Source organism: Nonomuraea antri (assembly GCF_013283785.1).
Classification (GTDB): domain Bacteria; phylum Actinomycetota; class Actinomycetes; order Streptosporangiales; family Streptosporangiaceae; genus Nonomuraea; species Nonomuraea antri.
The window spans coordinates 1-15006 of sequence record NZ_JABCPZ010000114.1; the positions used below are offsets into that span (position 1 = coordinate 1).

At 64.6% G+C, this 15006-nt stretch carries 17 protein-coding genes and 1 tRNA gene; 4 read left to right on the forward strand and 14 right to left on the reverse strand.

Annotation, left to right across the window (positions count from 1 at the left end; genetic code table 11):
• The first annotated feature begins 228 nt into the window (after positions 1–228).
• Positions 229–317 (forward strand) — tRNA-Ser (locus HII36_RS31275).
• An 81-nt stretch (positions 318–398) separates the two neighbouring features.
• Here the strand turns inward: HII36_RS31275 and HII36_RS31280 are convergent.
• The 12 genes from HII36_RS31280 to HII36_RS31335 form a co-directional block, all read right to left on the reverse strand.
• Entirely contained in the window at positions 399–1742 is a 1344-nt protein-coding gene (locus HII36_RS31280) for a tyrosine-type recombinase/integrase (RefSeq protein ID WP_173526883.1), read from the reverse strand.
• Complete coding sequence (locus tag HII36_RS31285) at positions 1742–1933, reverse strand: helix-turn-helix domain-containing protein (RefSeq protein WP_173526884.1); 192 nt, start codon at positions 1931–1933, stop codon at positions 1742–1744. Before HII36_RS31285 ends, HII36_RS31280 begins: the two co-directional genes overlap by 1 nt.
• A 1-nt stretch (position 1934) precedes the next feature.
• Entirely contained in the window at positions 1935–3503 is a 1569-nt protein-coding gene (locus tag HII36_RS31290; RefSeq protein WP_173526885.1) for a replication initiator, read from the reverse strand.
• A complete protein-coding gene (locus HII36_RS31295; RefSeq protein WP_173526886.1) occupies positions 3500–5071 on the reverse strand; it encodes an FtsK/SpoIIIE domain-containing protein in 1572 nt (523 codons plus the stop codon). Before HII36_RS31295 ends, HII36_RS31290 begins: the two co-directional genes overlap by 4 nt.
• 87 nt (positions 5072–5158) lie before the next feature.
• A complete protein-coding gene (locus HII36_RS31300) occupies positions 5159–5470 on the reverse strand; it encodes a hypothetical protein (protein ID WP_173526887.1) in 312 nt (103 codons plus the stop codon).
• Positions 5467–5700: a hypothetical protein gene (locus HII36_RS31305; RefSeq protein ID WP_173526888.1), complete on the reverse strand. Its 234-nt coding sequence runs from the start codon at positions 5698–5700 to the stop codon at positions 5467–5469. The genes HII36_RS31300 and HII36_RS31305 overlap by 4 nt, the downstream gene beginning before the upstream one ends.
• A gap of 38 nt (positions 5701–5738) precedes the next feature.
• Positions 5739–6152 (reverse strand): plasmid replication, integration and excision activator, encoded by a 414-nt coding sequence (locus HII36_RS31310; RefSeq protein ID WP_173526889.1) that lies wholly within the window; start codon positions 6150–6152, stop codon positions 5739–5741.
• A gap of 168 nt (positions 6153–6320) precedes the next feature.
• Positions 6321–7142, reverse strand: coding sequence for a protein phosphatase 2C domain-containing protein (locus HII36_RS31315; RefSeq protein ID WP_173526890.1), 822 nt, complete (start codon positions 7140–7142; stop codon positions 6321–6323).
• A 3-nt stretch (positions 7143–7145) separates the two neighbouring features.
• Complete coding sequence (locus HII36_RS31320; protein ID WP_236004043.1) at positions 7146–7985, reverse strand: sigma factor-like helix-turn-helix DNA-binding protein; 840 nt, start codon at positions 7983–7985, stop codon at positions 7146–7148.
• Between the two features lie 146 nt (positions 7986–8131).
• Positions 8132–8413: a hypothetical protein gene (locus HII36_RS31325; protein WP_173526892.1), complete on the reverse strand. Its 282-nt coding sequence runs from the start codon at positions 8411–8413 to the stop codon at positions 8132–8134.
• Positions 8410–8811: an ATP-binding protein gene (locus tag HII36_RS31330; RefSeq protein WP_173526893.1), complete on the reverse strand. Its 402-nt coding sequence runs from the start codon at positions 8809–8811 to the stop codon at positions 8410–8412. Before HII36_RS31330 ends, HII36_RS31325 begins: the two co-directional genes overlap by 4 nt.
• A 97-nt stretch (positions 8812–8908) precedes the next feature.
• Positions 8909–9748, reverse strand: a complete 840-nt coding sequence (locus HII36_RS31335) for a Scr1 family TA system antitoxin-like transcriptional regulator (RefSeq protein WP_173526894.1) — start codon at positions 9746–9748, stop codon at positions 8909–8911.
• A 546-nt stretch (positions 9749–10294) separates the two neighbouring features.
• Between HII36_RS31335 and HII36_RS31340 the strand changes: the two genes are divergently transcribed.
• Positions 10295–11170, forward strand: coding sequence for a TIR domain-containing protein (locus tag HII36_RS31340; protein WP_173526895.1), 876 nt, complete (start codon positions 10295–10297; stop codon positions 11168–11170).
• A gap of 102 nt (positions 11171–11272) precedes the next feature.
• On the opposite strand, the gene HII36_RS31345 is transcribed toward HII36_RS31340, so the two are convergent.
• Positions 11273–11725, reverse strand: a complete 453-nt coding sequence (locus HII36_RS31345) for a DUF4231 domain-containing protein (RefSeq protein WP_173526896.1) — start codon at positions 11723–11725, stop codon at positions 11273–11275.
• A gap of 289 nt (positions 11726–12014) precedes the next feature.
• Between HII36_RS31345 and HII36_RS31350 the strand changes: the two genes are divergently transcribed.
• Positions 12015–13493, forward strand: coding sequence for a toll/interleukin-1 receptor domain-containing protein (locus HII36_RS31350; protein ID WP_173526897.1), 1479 nt, complete (start codon positions 12015–12017; stop codon positions 13491–13493).
• 451 nt (positions 13494–13944) lie between these two features.
• The gene (locus tag HII36_RS31355) at positions 13945–14166 is read left to right on the forward strand and encodes a suppressor of fused domain protein (protein ID WP_173526898.1); all 222 of its coding nucleotides are present in this window, start codon (positions 13945–13947) and stop codon (positions 14164–14166) included.
• 41 nt (positions 14167–14207) lie between these two features.
• Here HII36_RS31355 and HII36_RS31360 read toward each other — a convergent pair whose 3' ends face one another.
• Complete coding sequence (locus HII36_RS31360; RefSeq protein ID WP_173526899.1) at positions 14208–14942, reverse strand: hypothetical protein; 735 nt, start codon at positions 14940–14942, stop codon at positions 14208–14210.
• Positions 14943–15006 lie beyond the last annotated feature (64 nt).

Genomic DNA, 15006 nt, shown 5'->3' on the forward strand with positions numbered 1-15006 from the left:
CGGTCATCACGTGTCTCCTTTGATCTTGAAGTGTCGCATTCAAAGGATCACGCGATGACCGTCCTCATTTCCCGGCGGCACGCCTGTGACCAGGTGAAACTCGTACACCACCTCCGTGGACGCAACCGTGGATGACTGTTGACAGCCGTTGATGACGACGCGGCGAGGTATTCGCTTTGCCGCCTCGGCAGATCGCCGGTACGCTGTCCTGAGCCGCAGTGGCTACCAGGAGGATTCGCCTAGTCAGGTCTATGGCGCCGCACTGCTAATGCGGTTTGGTGGCAACACCATCCGGGGTTCAAATCCCCGATCCTCCGCAGATCAGAGGCCCTCTCCCGATTTCGGGGAGAGGGCCTTTTTGATCTTAGAGGGCCTCAGGGTTGCAGTTTGGGTTGCAGTCAGCCCCAGAGGGCCTGGCCCATGCGCTCGCTGGCGTCCTTCATCTGGAGAGTCGCCACGTGGGTGTAGCGCTCGGTCGTGGTTACGCGGGTGTGGCCGAGGATCTCCTGTACGACCCGGATGTGGACGCCTTGCTCGATGAGTAGCGTCGCGGCGGTGTGGCGGGCATCGTGGACGCGGGCATCCCGTACGCCTGCCTGCTTGAGGATGGACTTCCACTGCTTCCAGTCCTCGGTGCGTTCGATGGGGCCGCCGAGCTGAGTGGTGAAGACGAGGTCGTGATCTGTCCATCGGGCGCCGGCCCTGAACTTCTCCGCGGCCTGGACCTTCTTGTGTGCCTTGAGCAGGGTGAGCAGTTCCGGCGGGCATTGGAGAGTGAGCTTGCTCTTGCCCTTGCGTTGGCGGAAGACGAGTCCGCCGCCCGTCCTCTTGGGACACCTGTCCGCATGGCTGGTGCAGTCCTTGGGGCAGGGCCGCCTACAGCAGAGATGGGCACGCTTCTTGCAGTCCGGCTTACAGTGGCGTTCGTGCCGGTGCTCCTTGCAGTTCTTCCGGCACGCCTTACGATGCCACGCCTCTCCGCAGGCATGCGGATCGGTGCATCCGTGCTTCCACTCGGCCCGCTGGATCTGGAACCACGCCCGGATCTCGCCCGTGGACAGGTCGATGTACGACCAGCGGAGCCCGAGCGCTTCGCCTTGGCGGATGCCGAGTGCGAGGGCAACCGACCAGCGAGTCCCGTTTCTCCTGGTCTTGGCGACGTCGAGGATGCGTCGCGCTTCCTCTCCCGTCAGGGGCTCGATCTCTGTTGCGTTAGGGGCCGGAGCGTCGACCAGGGTGGCGACATTGCGCGTGATGCGGCCCCGCCGTACTGCGATCTTGAGGGCGCGGGACAGGATGCGGTGGACCTTGAGGACCGAGCCTGTGGACAGACCCTCTTCGAGCATCGCGGTGTATGCGGTGTCGAGGTGCTCGGGGGTGAGCCGGTCGAGGCGATGCTTGCCGAGGAGCGGCACGATCCAGTTTTGCGACTTGGATCGATAGTCGGCCAGCGTGCGCGGTGCCATCTTCTCGGAGAGGACCAGGCGCTCACAGATCACGTACAGGTACTCATGCATCCACTCGGCGACGGTTGGAGGCCGGCCGGGCTTGCTGACATGCCCCGTCTCCCGCTGACCCTCCAACTCTCGGACTTTGCGGGTTACCTCCGCCTCCGTCTTGCCCTTGCGGTGGCGCCTGTCGGGGGACCCGTCCGGCTTGATCCCGATCGTCACCCAGCCATGCCATTGGCCGTCCTTGCCGAGGTATATGGATGAGCGGCCATTCGGCTTCCTGGTGCCCATCAAGCCACCTCCGCCGACGCGCGGGCCTCAAGGGCATGGGCGTAGTCGAGAAGTGCAGCCACGGGAATCAGGCGATAGCCGTTGTGTTTGATCGAGCGCAGTTCGCCGGACTTGATCAGACGGAAGACGGCCGTTCGGCTGATGCCGAGGACGGTCGCCGCGTCCTTCGGACGGTAGAACAGCTTGTCCATGTCAGGCCGCCTCTCCAGTTGCCGAAAGATCTTGGCCTTGTAGTTGAGCCAAGTGAGCGCGCCAGCGTTGGCGTTCGGCCACGGACCGGAGGAGCCGGACGGCGAGCGGGGGCAGGTTGGCGTCTCCGGCCGGGACGGGCTTCCAGACGTAGCGGTGGGGATCGGTGGGCTGGTCGGCCTGGCCGAGGGCTTCCAGGACCCAGGTGCGGCGATCCTGCTTGTGCTCGGCCAGGGTCTTGTTCGACCACTTACGGGAGACCAGGACTCGGCGCCCGCCATGCCCGAGGTGGTCGGGACGATGGGCCTTGCTGCGGCACCGGCCGGGGGTCATGCCCGACTTGGCGTTCTTGGGCTGGACGCCGTAGCGCAGCCAGTTCGGGCACTTGGGCGAGCATGGCTCGTACCGCAGGGCCTCCGTGAGTCGGGTCGCGTGCTCTTGTTGGGCCTGGTTGTCGAGGCTGGCGCTGAGGGACTTGGTGAGGTACTTGGACAGGTAGCGGATGCACTGGTCGGCGTCCGGGGTGCCGGCGAGCACGCCCTGTACGTCGATCTGGTCGCCGAAGCGGAGCACGTGCAAGGGTTCGTCGGTGGCGTCCAGCGCCTGGTCCCAGGTGGGTAGCACTTCGCCGGTGGCGGGGTCGAGGTAGCCGGCGCCGTTCTCCCAGACCGGGAGGTGGTCGCCGTCGAAGACGACCCGGTCGGCCGGAGGCCACCACACCTGGTGGTAGGTGGCCGCCGCTATCTGCTTGATCTCTTTACGGGGGAGCGTGCCGCGGATGGCCATGTGCAAGTGCGGGGCGAGGCGCTTCTGAGGTTCGACGGCCGCGAAGTATTGGACGTCGTAGCCGGCCACCCGGCGCAGGTTCTGGACAAACCGGTCGACCAGCTTGGCGAAGTGCAGCGCGTCCCGTGCGGCCCGTCGGTAGTCGTAGGTGTTCGGGTCGACGGGTACGCCGTCCCGAATCTTGCCGTAGGACGGCAGGGTCAGGGTGACGAACAGCGAGGGCCGGTAGACCTTGCCATCCGAGCTAGTGAAGGTTCGTCCCAGGGTGGTTGCGGTCATCCGGCGCTTGGGGAGGTTGGGAGCGTCCTGGCGACGCCTGGTCGAGCGAGCCCGCTTGGTCGAGGCCCGGCCGAGGACGGTTCCGCGCAGGCCCACCGCGCGGATCTCGGCGTCGAGTCCGGCGATGATCTCGTCCAGTTCGGCGGTGTCCTGGCCTGCCTGATCGCGTTTGGCCTGCATGTCGGCGCGGAACTCGATCAGCCAACGCTGTTCGTCGTCGGCCTGGTCCGGGCTGATGACGGGTTCGTGGTCGAGGTGCCAGCCTTCCCGGCATTGAGCCACGCGCAGGTGCCGGTTACGGGTCGCGCACGGCGGACAGACGGCTTCGAGGGTGGCGCCGCAGGGCACGTCCACGATCTCGGCCTGTCCGGTGTGGAGGTCGAGCCGTTGCAGTGCCACGGGACGGATGCACACGCCGTGCTGCTTGGCGACCTCTTCCACGACGGCCCGCGCGAGGGGCTGAGCCATGCGCTGCGCCCTCGGAAGTGAACGATGGTTCGTGGTCATGCCACCTCCTTGCTCTCGGGGACGACGAGCGCGGATTCACCGCATTCGCGGCATTCGAGGGTGGAGCGGACCGGGTCGAGCCAGAGCATGTCGGGTGTCTGGCAGGCCGAGCAGCGGAGCCCGTCCAGGAAGTGGGCGAGGGTGAGCAGGCTCTGTCCGCCGGCGAAGGTGGTGACCATGTCGTGGATGTCGTCGTCGGAGACGTAGGTCGCGCGGACCCGGATAGGGTCGGGTGAGGTCTCCAGCCGGACGTAGCCGACGCCCGCGCCGAGTTCGGGGATGGGTGAGATGTGGTCGGCCAGGGCGCCACGGTCGCGCGCGCCGTCGCCGAGCACCATGTCCACCTGTTCGGACTCGTCCAGGCGCAGCGCGATCTTGTCGGGGAACAGGTTGCGGATGTTCATCACCTCCTTGCGTGGGTCCTGGAGCGCGGCCAGGACGCCGACGCCGACCGCGCGGCCTTGCGTGGTGAGGGTGGCCAGGGCAGCGGAGATGCGGCGTCGCAGGTCCCGGTCGGACTGGTAGGCGGTCAGGAACGCGACCTCGTCGACGATGACCAGGATGAACGGATCGTCGGTGGTGGGTGTGTGCGAGCGGCGCAGGCCGACGAAGCGTTCGGCCCGTTCCTGCATGACCTGGACGGCCCGTTCCAGCAGGTCGGCGCAGTCCTCGGGGGTGGCCGCGTAACGGTCGCCGAACAGCATCCGTCCGAACGACAGCTCCATGCGCTTGGGGTCCAGCGCCCAAATCTCGACCAGCCCTGCCCGTACGGGGACCAGCAGCGCACGGATCACCGACCAGATGATCGAGCCCTTGCCCGCGCCGGTCGCGCCGGCCACCAGGACGTGCGTGCCGAGGATCTTCAACCGCCAGGGCGAGCCGTCCTCGCGCTTGCCGATCTCCACCGCATCCACGGTGGGTGTGGTCGGGACGGGCAGGGCCGGGATCGGTTCGGCCAGCGGATCGCGCCGAGGGAAGGTGAGCAGGAGCCGACCGGCCCGGACGATCGAGATGCGGCACGAGAGCGCGCCGAAGGCGTGGGCGAGCTGGTCGCAGCGGTCGGTCCAGTCCTTGACGGCCTGGCCGTCGAGCATCCGGACGGTGACCAGGTCCGCCCACGGGTTGCAGGTGACCTTGACCAGGCGTGGCAGGTAGTCCCGGCCGCGCAGGTGCCGGCCGAGTCCGGAGATGAGCATGACTGGCTGCCAGTGCCGGCGGTAGATGAAGATGAGCCGCCACCAGGCCAGCAACCGCCACCCGATGAACCGGGCGAACGAGGCCCGATCGGTCATGGCCCAGGCGAGCAGGCCCGCCAGCGTGGGCGTGGTGAGCAGCAGCGCGACGCGCCAGCCGTACAGCCAGGTGAGCGCGGCCGGAAGAGCGGCTACGGCGGTGGCGACGGGATGACGCCAGGTCGTTCGGACGAAGCCGGCCAGGAACCGGCAGGCGAAGATGATGAGGGTGAAGATGGCGGGGGTCTTGAGCACGGCCGGTTTGAAGACGACGGCCGTGTCCGGAGTGGTGGTGACGATCTTGCTTGCCTCGTCACCGGGAAGCCGCTTGAACATAGGCTGGTGCCTCTCTTGATGAGCAGTCAGGGGAGAAGATCGGGGGCCGTCGGAAGTGGCCGCTTCCGGCGGCCCCGCCTTGCTTGATCAGGCCGCCGTGTCGGTGGCGGTCGCGCTGGGGGCCGACTGGGCGGAGTGCAGGCGCTGGCAGTCGGCGAGGTAGCGTGCTGCGGCGTTGAAGAGCTGGTGCGCCAGCGTGAGGTCTTGCTCGGTGACCGGTCCGGCGCCGCTGGTCGAGATCGAGACAGAGGCTTCCGACGTGGTCAGGTCGAGGGCCGGCCGATCGCCGATCAGCAGGTTGTACAGGTGGATCTTGTGGGTGTGGAACGAGACGTTGACGCGCGGTCTCTTGTCCGGTTCCAGCGACAAGGTCACGTGCGTGTACGGCTGGTCGCTCATGCCGCCGCCCCCTTCTTGTGAGGCCGGCCGCGGAACATCCGCTCGACGCCCTGGGCGAAGGCGAGCGCTTCCTTGGCCAGCTCCCGCGCGAACTCCACCTCGGCCGCGGTGACCCGGTCGGATCGGGCCGTGGCGAGCTGCACCTGAACTGAGCCGAACCGCATCGCCAGCACCGGCGTGCGCAGCGGGTACGCGTGGTTCTGCGCCACGGCGCCAGTGCCGGTGTTCACCGTGATCACGCTCGTCGGCCGAGCCTGCCTGCGCGCCCTCATGCCGCGTCCGTCGCGCTCGCGGCCGACCTGCCCGGACGACCTGGCGCCCGCATCTCGCGAACCCGGATCGAGTACGCCAGCCGTCCGGCCGGGTTGACGTACGGGGTCACCGTCAGGTGCTCGAACTCGACCGGCGTGAACGGCATGCCCGGCGTGGCGGCCGGGGGAGTCGGCTTGGCAGCGGCGAGGATCTTTACCGCCACCGTCTTCTGGGCCGGCTTGAGTGTCGGGTCGGCGTCCATGACGGCGACCTGCCACACCGGCTCACCGGTGGTCTTGTCGCGCGCCTGGACGAACCGGCCATTGGTCGAGGCGTCGAAGTCCTTGACCGGCTCGACGTCGCCCACGACGTAGCAGCCGTGGGGGAAGACCATGCTGAACGTGACCGGGATCGGTCCCTGTAGAGCCATCGTCAGTTACCTCCTGTCGATCCCCCTAGACAGTTGCGACAGTCTGTCGCTGGAGACTGTCTAGGGGGCTATGCAAACGACGATAGGAACGACTTCCCCGGTGTGTCTAGGGGGGTAAACGCCAACGGTGTCAGGAATGCCGACTCGCTATAGGTCGCGCTGCTCAGCTCAGGGGAGAGTTACCGAGATCACGGTCGCATCGTCGAAGGTCTTGCCCCGAGGCCAGCGGGAACCGGCCAGGTCGGAGCGCTCAGCCGTTCGGACCAGAGAGATGAGCTCGCCGGGGCCTTCCTGGCCGACGATGGCCAGGACTTCCCGCCAGTTCGCCACGTGGAAGCGGTCGACGAGGCGCGAGGCGCCGTCGCTCAGCAGCAGCGCACTTCGTACGCTCTCGGCCGGGACGGTACCGGTCAGCGCCTGGTCGGCCGCGCGAGGATCGGTCGCGGCAACCCAGAAGCCGTCGTCCCGGTTACGGTGTGCGCGCATCGCTTCCACGTACTCCCGATGCGCGGTGACGTGCTCAGGACTGCCGGAGTCGAGAGCATCCATGGCCTTCCGATAGCGCGCTCCGACCTGCCCTTCCCGGTCGTCGGTGACCACCATCGGATCAGCCGTCCCCGTCACGTCGAGAACGAGACTGGAGTCGGCCAGGACGAGCCAGTCGAGCACGTCGCCGGCATGTCGCAGCATGACCACAGTGGCCGAGGGCGAGCCGGGATGGGCCAGGTCGCAGGTGTCGTCATGGAGCCCCGCCACGGCCTTGATCTCGTCCGCAAGCAGCTCGGCCAGCGGGTCCGAGCGCTGGACCATCGCGGCGAGCAGCCCGGAGCCCAGCGTGCGCGCGTACCAGGCGACGCCATGGGAGCAGCCGGAGTCCGAGCCCGGGGGAGTGCCCGCGCCGTCGAGCAGCACGACCGCATCCGGTGTGCCGCCGGCGAAGTCTTCGTTGGGACGGCCGGGCGCGGCTTCCGTGGCGAGAGTGACGAGCACCCGCTACGCCTCCTCGTGTCGGTAGAGCGGACTGGCCAGCTCTGCCTTCACGGGTTCCCCGGTATCGACGTCGTACTCGACACTAACCACGGTCGAGAACGGCTTGTCGGCCACCTGCCCCCACAGCGCGGCCACCTCGGTCTGCAGGAGCTGCACCACGCCGAGCGTGCCTTGCGGGTGAATGCCGGTGAACACCAGCACGTTGCCATTGCCGTCCGGCCGGGGCAGCCGCCCGAAATAGGCGTAATCGACAGGGTGAGGGGGATCGTCATCGGAACCGGACCGGTACGACTCGCCCGTACGGCCGTCACGCAGCGTCCACACGTCCTGCTTGACCCACTCCAGGACGGGATCACGCTCGTACAGCTCACCCATCACCGGGGAGAGCTTCGGCCCGCAGATCACCACCAGGTTGGGCCGGTTCAGATTGATCTCACCGCCCAGGGGGACATGCTCCAGCTCCATCGACAGGTCGAACCCGCGCACCAGGTCCTCCAGACGCTTGGCCGCCGTCACGTCCTCCATGGCGACCACGGGCCGCGCCTGGTGAGCCTCGCGCTTGAGGGGAGTGGCCAGGGTGATCGTGCCCTTGCCGAAGAACGCGCCCTCAGGCGCCGGCCCGGTGTGGCGGATCTGGTGAATGCGCCCGCGGGTGAGCCCGGCTTCCTTGGCGATCTGGGCATACGACATGCCTTGCGCATGCAGGTCCTGGATCACCCGCCGTCGAAGGCGGGAAAGCTCGGTAACCTCCTGCTGTGCGGCGTTGAGGCGTTCGGTCGCGACTCGTAGGAGCTGGAACGGATCCTCTATCGCGGCGATCCGCTCGACGTCGTTCGGTGGCAATGGTCCCCCTAGGATCATCGCCGACGAGTCTAGACCCCTAGACAGTTTGTCGTCTATCCCCCTTGACGGTACGCATTCGAGCGGTTCGCCGGTTTTTGGATGCACTGCCCGAATCGCTGAACGTCGACGGGGAACGCCTCGCGGACTCACCGCATTTGCCCGGCCAACAGCGCAGCCCACACGGCACGCGCCTCCTTGGGGCGCATCCGGTGGGTCTGCCGCTCAATGGTCACGTCCGCATGCCGCATCGTGCGATGGATGAAGGCTTGCCCGCCCGACTCGCACAGCTCATAGACGAGGCGCCGGCAGTCGCAGGTCCAATCGACCACCCGCCGCCGCTCGTCAGCACGTGGCGGAATCCACTGCAGTTCTTCACACTCGGGCTGCTGTGGAGGAACGTGAGGAGCCAGGCAGGACTTCGTCCTCATGACCGACTCCCGCACGCCGTCCCGAGAGTGGCCCACACAGTACGTCCATGGTGATCGCCCCAGATCCCCCAGTCCGTTGCCAGGGCGGAAACGATGAGGAGGCCGCGACCACCTTCCAGGCCGACGCGCGAGGCGCAGAGCCGCGGCTGATCCGCTCCGCCTTCATCGAGGACCCCGAGCCACAGGTGCCCACGGTCGGCATGAATCGTGACGAGGAAGCGGCCCCCGAACCGCCCGCTCGCCGAGTGCCGTACGGCGTTGGTGGCCAGCTCGCTGACGATCAGTTCGGCCGTCTGGACGACCGGCCAATCCCTCAGGAAGGCGGTGACGAATCGGCGAGCTTCGGTGATGGAGGCGGTGGAACCGAGGAAGTGACGGGAAATGCGCCACGGCGTCATGGCACGCTCCGGGTGTCTAGGGGACTATACGGCCATGCCATCAGCCTATGAGCGATGCGTTACGAGCCTCAAGGTATTCGACGCATAAATACGTCACTCATGCCAGTCGAGCCGTCAGCTCCTGCATGTCCCGGCCGATCTGCCCCAGCAGATCCCGTAACGCGTCGCCGTACACCGCCGCCGCCGCGAATGCCTCGAAGGTCTCCCCATGCGCTCCGATCTCTTCAGACCGAGTCATCGTGAGATCGCCGGTCAGACTCTCGACCACGCTCACGGCCCCGTCATAGATCGTGAACCCATGCAACGGAAACCCCGGAGCCTCCACCGCCCACGGCACCACCCCAAGCCCGACGTGCGGCAACGTGGACACCTGAGCCAGCCGATCAAGCTGAGCCATCATCAACGCCGGCGACCCCGGCCACGTACGAACAGCCCCCTCGGTCAACACGAACGAGAACTCCCGGCCGGAGTCGAACAACACGGCCTGCGCCTCCACGCGGACAGCCGCCGCCTTGGCCGCATCGTCCTCATCCACATCCCGCCCGATCCCGAGCGCCAACCGCGCATACTCGCCCGTCTGCAACAGTGCCGGAATCATGGCCGACTGAAACGACACCACCCGCCGAGCCGCCCGAACCCGAGCCGCATCGGCCGCCTCCCGCCCAGCCAGCCCACCACGAAGCCGAGACACCTCATCGCGGAGCCGAGCGAGCAAAGCTTCCAGTTCGGCACGGCCGGCCGCATCCAGCGCCAGAGCCTCAACCAACCGCTCAACCGTCTCAGGAGTGGGGAGAAGCTGCCCAGTCTCAATACGGGAGATCGTCGGCTGAGCCACCTGAGCACGCAGCGCCAGGTCTTTCCCAGTCAGCCCCGCTTCCCTGCGCAGCCGCCGCAGCAACTCACCCAGAGCCCTGAGCCGATCTCGTCGATCCTCCACACCGAGCGTTCTACCACCCCGCGCGCCGATTGCCTTGCCGAATTGTTCCTATAGGGATCAAGCGGCGGCGCGGCGCGCCGCCGAACCCCCGGCCCTCCGCCCGCCCGCCGTCCGGGCGTGCGGCCCGGGGGCCGGTCCCGGACGGCGGCGGGACACCGGGCCGGCCACCGCACGCCGACCCCGCCGTACGAACCGAACGCACCGGCCGGGGTTGCCACGCCGCCGCACAGATGTAGCCCTTACGATCGCCACTGATGGCTGGACGTCGTACGTGGCCGGGGGCGATCGACGATCCGTGCTTCGTTCCTCAGCACGGCTCAACGGAGCAGTGTGGTTACGGCCCACCTCCAACCGAGCCCCACAGAAGTCGGTCGTGATCGAACTGCTCCCGCAGTCGGGATGGGCACTGATCGCTGACGCCCGCGATCTAACTAACCATGGATGTTCACAGGGGCACGGCTCTCTAGGGCGTCACTTCGGCTGAGAGTCGCTTGACGCCTCACAACAAGCAGTGGGTTGGGCAGTTGACTATGGCAGAATCCGACCGTGGCCAACCGAACGCAACGGAAGACTCCTCAGACCCCCGCCGGGCCTCCACTGCTCATGGTCCCCGCCGACCAACTTCGCGAAGAGATCAGCGAGCGTCTCACTTGTGGTCAGGAACTTATTGATGGGGCCACCGGCGATGAGGACGCGCTCAAGGAGCGTCGGCAGGAGTACTACACCTGGACGGAGTACAACAAAGCGTTGCTACGTCGGTCTTTCGATATAACTGATCCGGCCGACGAATATGCTCGCGAGCCTGGTTTCGCCGTCTTCGGTGGTGCGCCGGATCCTTTGCCTGTTCGGTGGAAGCACCTGCATGACGATATAGAGGGAAAACTGCGTCGGCTGCGGTCGTTGCAGGAGCGTTTGCCGCTCTTCCGTTATCACCCAGAAACGGCCCAGGCGGTCCCCGCTGCGAAGACACCCTCCGGCACTGAAGTTTTCATCGTGCATGGCCACGATGGCGAAGCTAAGATCGCTGTCGCGAGATTCCTCTCAAGGCTGCTGGCGCGCGAACCCATCATCCTGCACGAGCACGCGGACCGCGGCCGAACCATCATCGAGAAATTCGAGGATCATGCAGGGCAAGTTGGTAGTGCAGTCGTTCTTCTTACAGGCGATGATGAAGGCGGCGCAGTTGGAGGGCCTCAGCAACGACGCGCTCGCCAGAACGTAGTATTCGAACTTGGCTTCTTCCTTGCGAAACTCGGCCGTGAGCGTGTAGTAATCCTCTATGAAGAGGGAGTTGAGTTGCCAAGCGATATTCAGGGCGTTCTCTATGTCGCACTCGACAGCCAAGGGGTCTGGCGTAACAAACTGGCCGGCGAACTACGAGCAGCAGGTCTGGAGGTCGATCTAACCGCACTGATTCGCTAAATGATCTCGCTTTGTGTGACCTAGCCGCGCTACCAAGCATGCTGTCAGATGATGGCCATGTCTGCTCGCTTAGGCTTGCGCCTGATAAGTGGCTCTCGGCTTCTATTCGTTTCGATCCTTTGATTCCGGCTGCTTAGCGGCAATTTTTGTCCAAACCTCCATCTCTTGTCGTTCGATTCGGGTAACAGCGGCGGCGAGTGTTTGGTCTTTCGTAGAAAGATCAGCATATGGTTCGGCGCCTGTGAGATATAGGCGACGTTCCGCCTCCACTGCCTCACGTGCAGCACTAAACCGTAGGTAGTCGTCCTGCCAGTGGAAGATGGACTTCAGTCCTGTCAATACCACCAGTATGGCACCCAATATAGCCGGAGCCTTCGCGTCGTTAGGGTTCATGACGGCGGAGACTGGAATGGCTGCGGAGATGAGCAGTTGCAGGATTTCGGATAACCGGTAGTGGCGCCTGGCCTTGATGGCTGCGCCTCGATACCACGTATAGGAGTCGTCCGCGACTCGCAAGGCGTATCCGGCGGGCTCATCGGACGAAATGCTAGCCATTATTCGCTCCTATCTCTTGTGTTGTAGGTCTTCTCATCATGCAACATTCTTGCAGAGATCGCTAGTGATGAAAACGCGGGTGCCTCTGGGTGATATGCGTGGAGCCGACAGTGGTCACGCTCCCTATAGGCAATCCATGCGGCCACAGGCGCCAAGCTTTATGAATTCGGATAGCGTCCCGTGTAGGTGGTTGCGGTGTACGGGGCCCAGAAGGCCAGATGGCGTGTAGGTGAGGCTCTCTTCGCCATCGGCAGCTCGCCACGGGGGATCTTCTACTACACTGCTGTAAGTGAGCGATCTGTCCCCGGAAACGCTGCCCGGTCACGCGTTCATCTCCTATGTCCGGGAAGACAAAGACCGTGTCGACCGCCTCCAGGACATCCTGGAATCAGCAGGGATCAGGGTTTGGCGGGACATCGATGACCTCTGGCCAGGCCAGGACTGGAAGATCGAGATCCGCAATGCCATCACGTCCGGCAGTCTGGCCTTCATCGCGTGCTTCTCGGAGCATACGCAGGCCCGGCAGACGTCTTATCAGAATGAAGAGCTTCTCCTAGCCGTCGACCAAGTACGCCTCCGTCCACCTGGCGCAGCCTGGCTCATACCAGTACGGTTCGCTGACTGCGCTCCTCCGGAATTTGATTTGGGTGCCGGTCGAACCCTTGGTTCATTGCAACGTGTAGACCTATTTGGCAGCTCCTGGGAGCGAGGCACCGCCCGGCTTGTCGCCGCTGTGCTAAAGATTCTCGGAACACCTATAAGCGCCCATACAGTTCTCCCTGCAGGGGCGGTAAGCGCGGTGGCGCGCTTAAAGGAAACACTGCTCGACAACGGCCGACAAATTGAGACGGAGCAACTGATCGCGGATGCGAGCAATTCCGTACGAAAGCAGTTGCAGGATGAAGCAATATTTCCAGTGGAGTCGCCTCGGCTGACTAATGATGTCAATGGAATTAAGTATCTAGTTGACCAGGCTCAAGCCTATGCTGCTGCTGTAGAGCCTGTTGTGCAACTGCTGGTCCCTGGTTGCACTTGGGGACGGGCGGAGCATGAAGTTATCTGGACGCGGACACTTCGTGAGGTTGCGAACGCTGACAAGCGTACATCAGGCAAGACGGCCCTGATCAATTTGTCGCGCCTACCGGCTCTAATTCTTATGTATGCGGCCGGAATCGCTGCCTTGCATCGGGAGAATTTCGGGTCGTTTCGAGCTGTTACGTCGGATCCCGTCTGCCGAGCCATAGATGGCGTAAGGCCGCTGGTCGATTGGGTGCACCCGTGGCTCGTCTTCGAGAATAACGAAACGACGGCAAATGTTCTTGCCATGCAGGTTGGCGGGAAGGTGATGCCTGATTCGGATATCGAGAAGCTCCTCAAAGGTCGGATCCCTAAGAGGCATACACCGGTTTCGGACTACCTTCATGACTGTTTGAGGGATCACTTTTCCGATCTCATGGTGGATGATGCTGAATATACAGATACGTTCGATCAATTCGAGATATTGATTGGCCTCGTGGCCGCTGATGCGTACATCCAAGGCAAGGCCGCGGGCCAGCGTCTACATGGTCCTTACCTCGGAGCGTTCACCTGGAGGGACCGCTATTCGAACCCTTCAATGGAGCAGAAGCTTCGCACGCTCATCGAGACACAGGGGCAAGATTGGCCGCCGCTACAGTTCGGCCTGTTTGGTGGATCGAGTAAGCGTGCGAGTGAGGCAGCTGAGCTGCTCGTATCTTCGGCAGAGCCCGTAAGACAACGACGATGGTGATGCAGTGATCAAGGATTAGCCATGCTCGTGCACGGGTTGCAGTTCGGGTTGCAGTTCACCGCCGTACCAGCGCGTTCTATATGGACCACTAAACCGTGCTGGCCTAGGTAGGACGAACCTGAACGGCCAAGCCCCGAGCTGCTAATGCGGTTTGGTGGCAACACCAGCCGGGGTTCAAATCCCCGATCCTCCGCAGATCAGAGGCCCTTCATCCGCAAGCCGGATGAAGGGCCTCGTTTGTTTCAGGCCGATGTGAGCCCATTGTGAGCACTCTGAGCGTGGATCATGACGCGGAGAAGTTTGTTTCGCGGGTGCGGCCACATGCGTCCGCTCATTACGTGTCCAAATTGCTAGGCGTGTCTCACGAGGGGCGCCATGCCCTGGGGGCGAGGCGCTTCGCCGTCCGATGGTCGGCAGCATCTCGAATCGATGACCATGAACGCCTACTACCATGCTGGCCCTCCTCATCTGTCTCGATCATGGCCATGTCGTTCCGATCGGCCGGTCTCGAGGTCTGCGCATGGGAGGCGGTCACGCGCGCATTCTCTGGCTCCTGCCGATCACCCCGGCGGAACGAGACCTCATCATGAGCGCCGGTCTTGAAGCCTTCGAGTCGCTCATGGAGGAAAAGCAGGTCGACTACAGCGACCCGCATCGACTGTCGGTCGTCTGACGGCGGTTGTCGGGGTGGGGTGGCCTCTGCCATCGAGGGGATCAAGGGCGAGGCGGTTCAAGTGGTGGCAGTTGAGTGTTGCCGTGCTGGTGGGCGGTCTTGAGTGAGGTCCATCGAACCAGCCCGGTCAACAGCACAGGTATTCCGACGGCCCAGCAGCGCAAGCCCGCCAAGAAGCCCTCGTTGGTGTGCTGGCCGTTGCCCTGCGCCTCGGGTGCGATGGCGGAGGCGATGACCGGAAGAAGGAGCAGGGCGACGCCTGCGCACAAGAGCGCCGCGGCGGCAGCGATCGACTGTCCCGACCGATAGGGGCGAGCCGCGAGCAGAGTAAGAATCGCAGCGCACACGACGGCAGGCAGTGCTATCTTGCCGGCCCAGTGCAGCAGCATCGTCGTCCCGTACCACTGCTCATCCGAGAGGGGCTCCGCGAAGTAGAGTACGGGGGCCGGCGCGCCCTGGAGATCTTTCACCGTGCCCCACAGGCTTCCCCCGATGAAGGCGGCGATGAACACCGCCCAGCGCCATCCGTTTCGGAATCCCGGGGCCAGGGCGATGAGAGAGATGAGGGCGGCGAACAGGCCGAGGAACGCGCCTTTGCTGGCGCCGTTGGCGAAAGGTATCCACTGGTTCCACGGGTAGTTCCCGACCGTGATGGCGGTCCAGGCGCCGATCGCGCCCCAGGCCACCACTCCGACGGCGATCCCGACGCACATCACATCGTGGATACGCGCATTTGGGGTGCGGGCAGTGTCCATGGCGAGATCTTGTTGCCGCATCGGGTCATCATGATGAGGCGCGAGGCCCCCGTGCAATATGCGGCAATGGGGTCCCAAGGCTTTC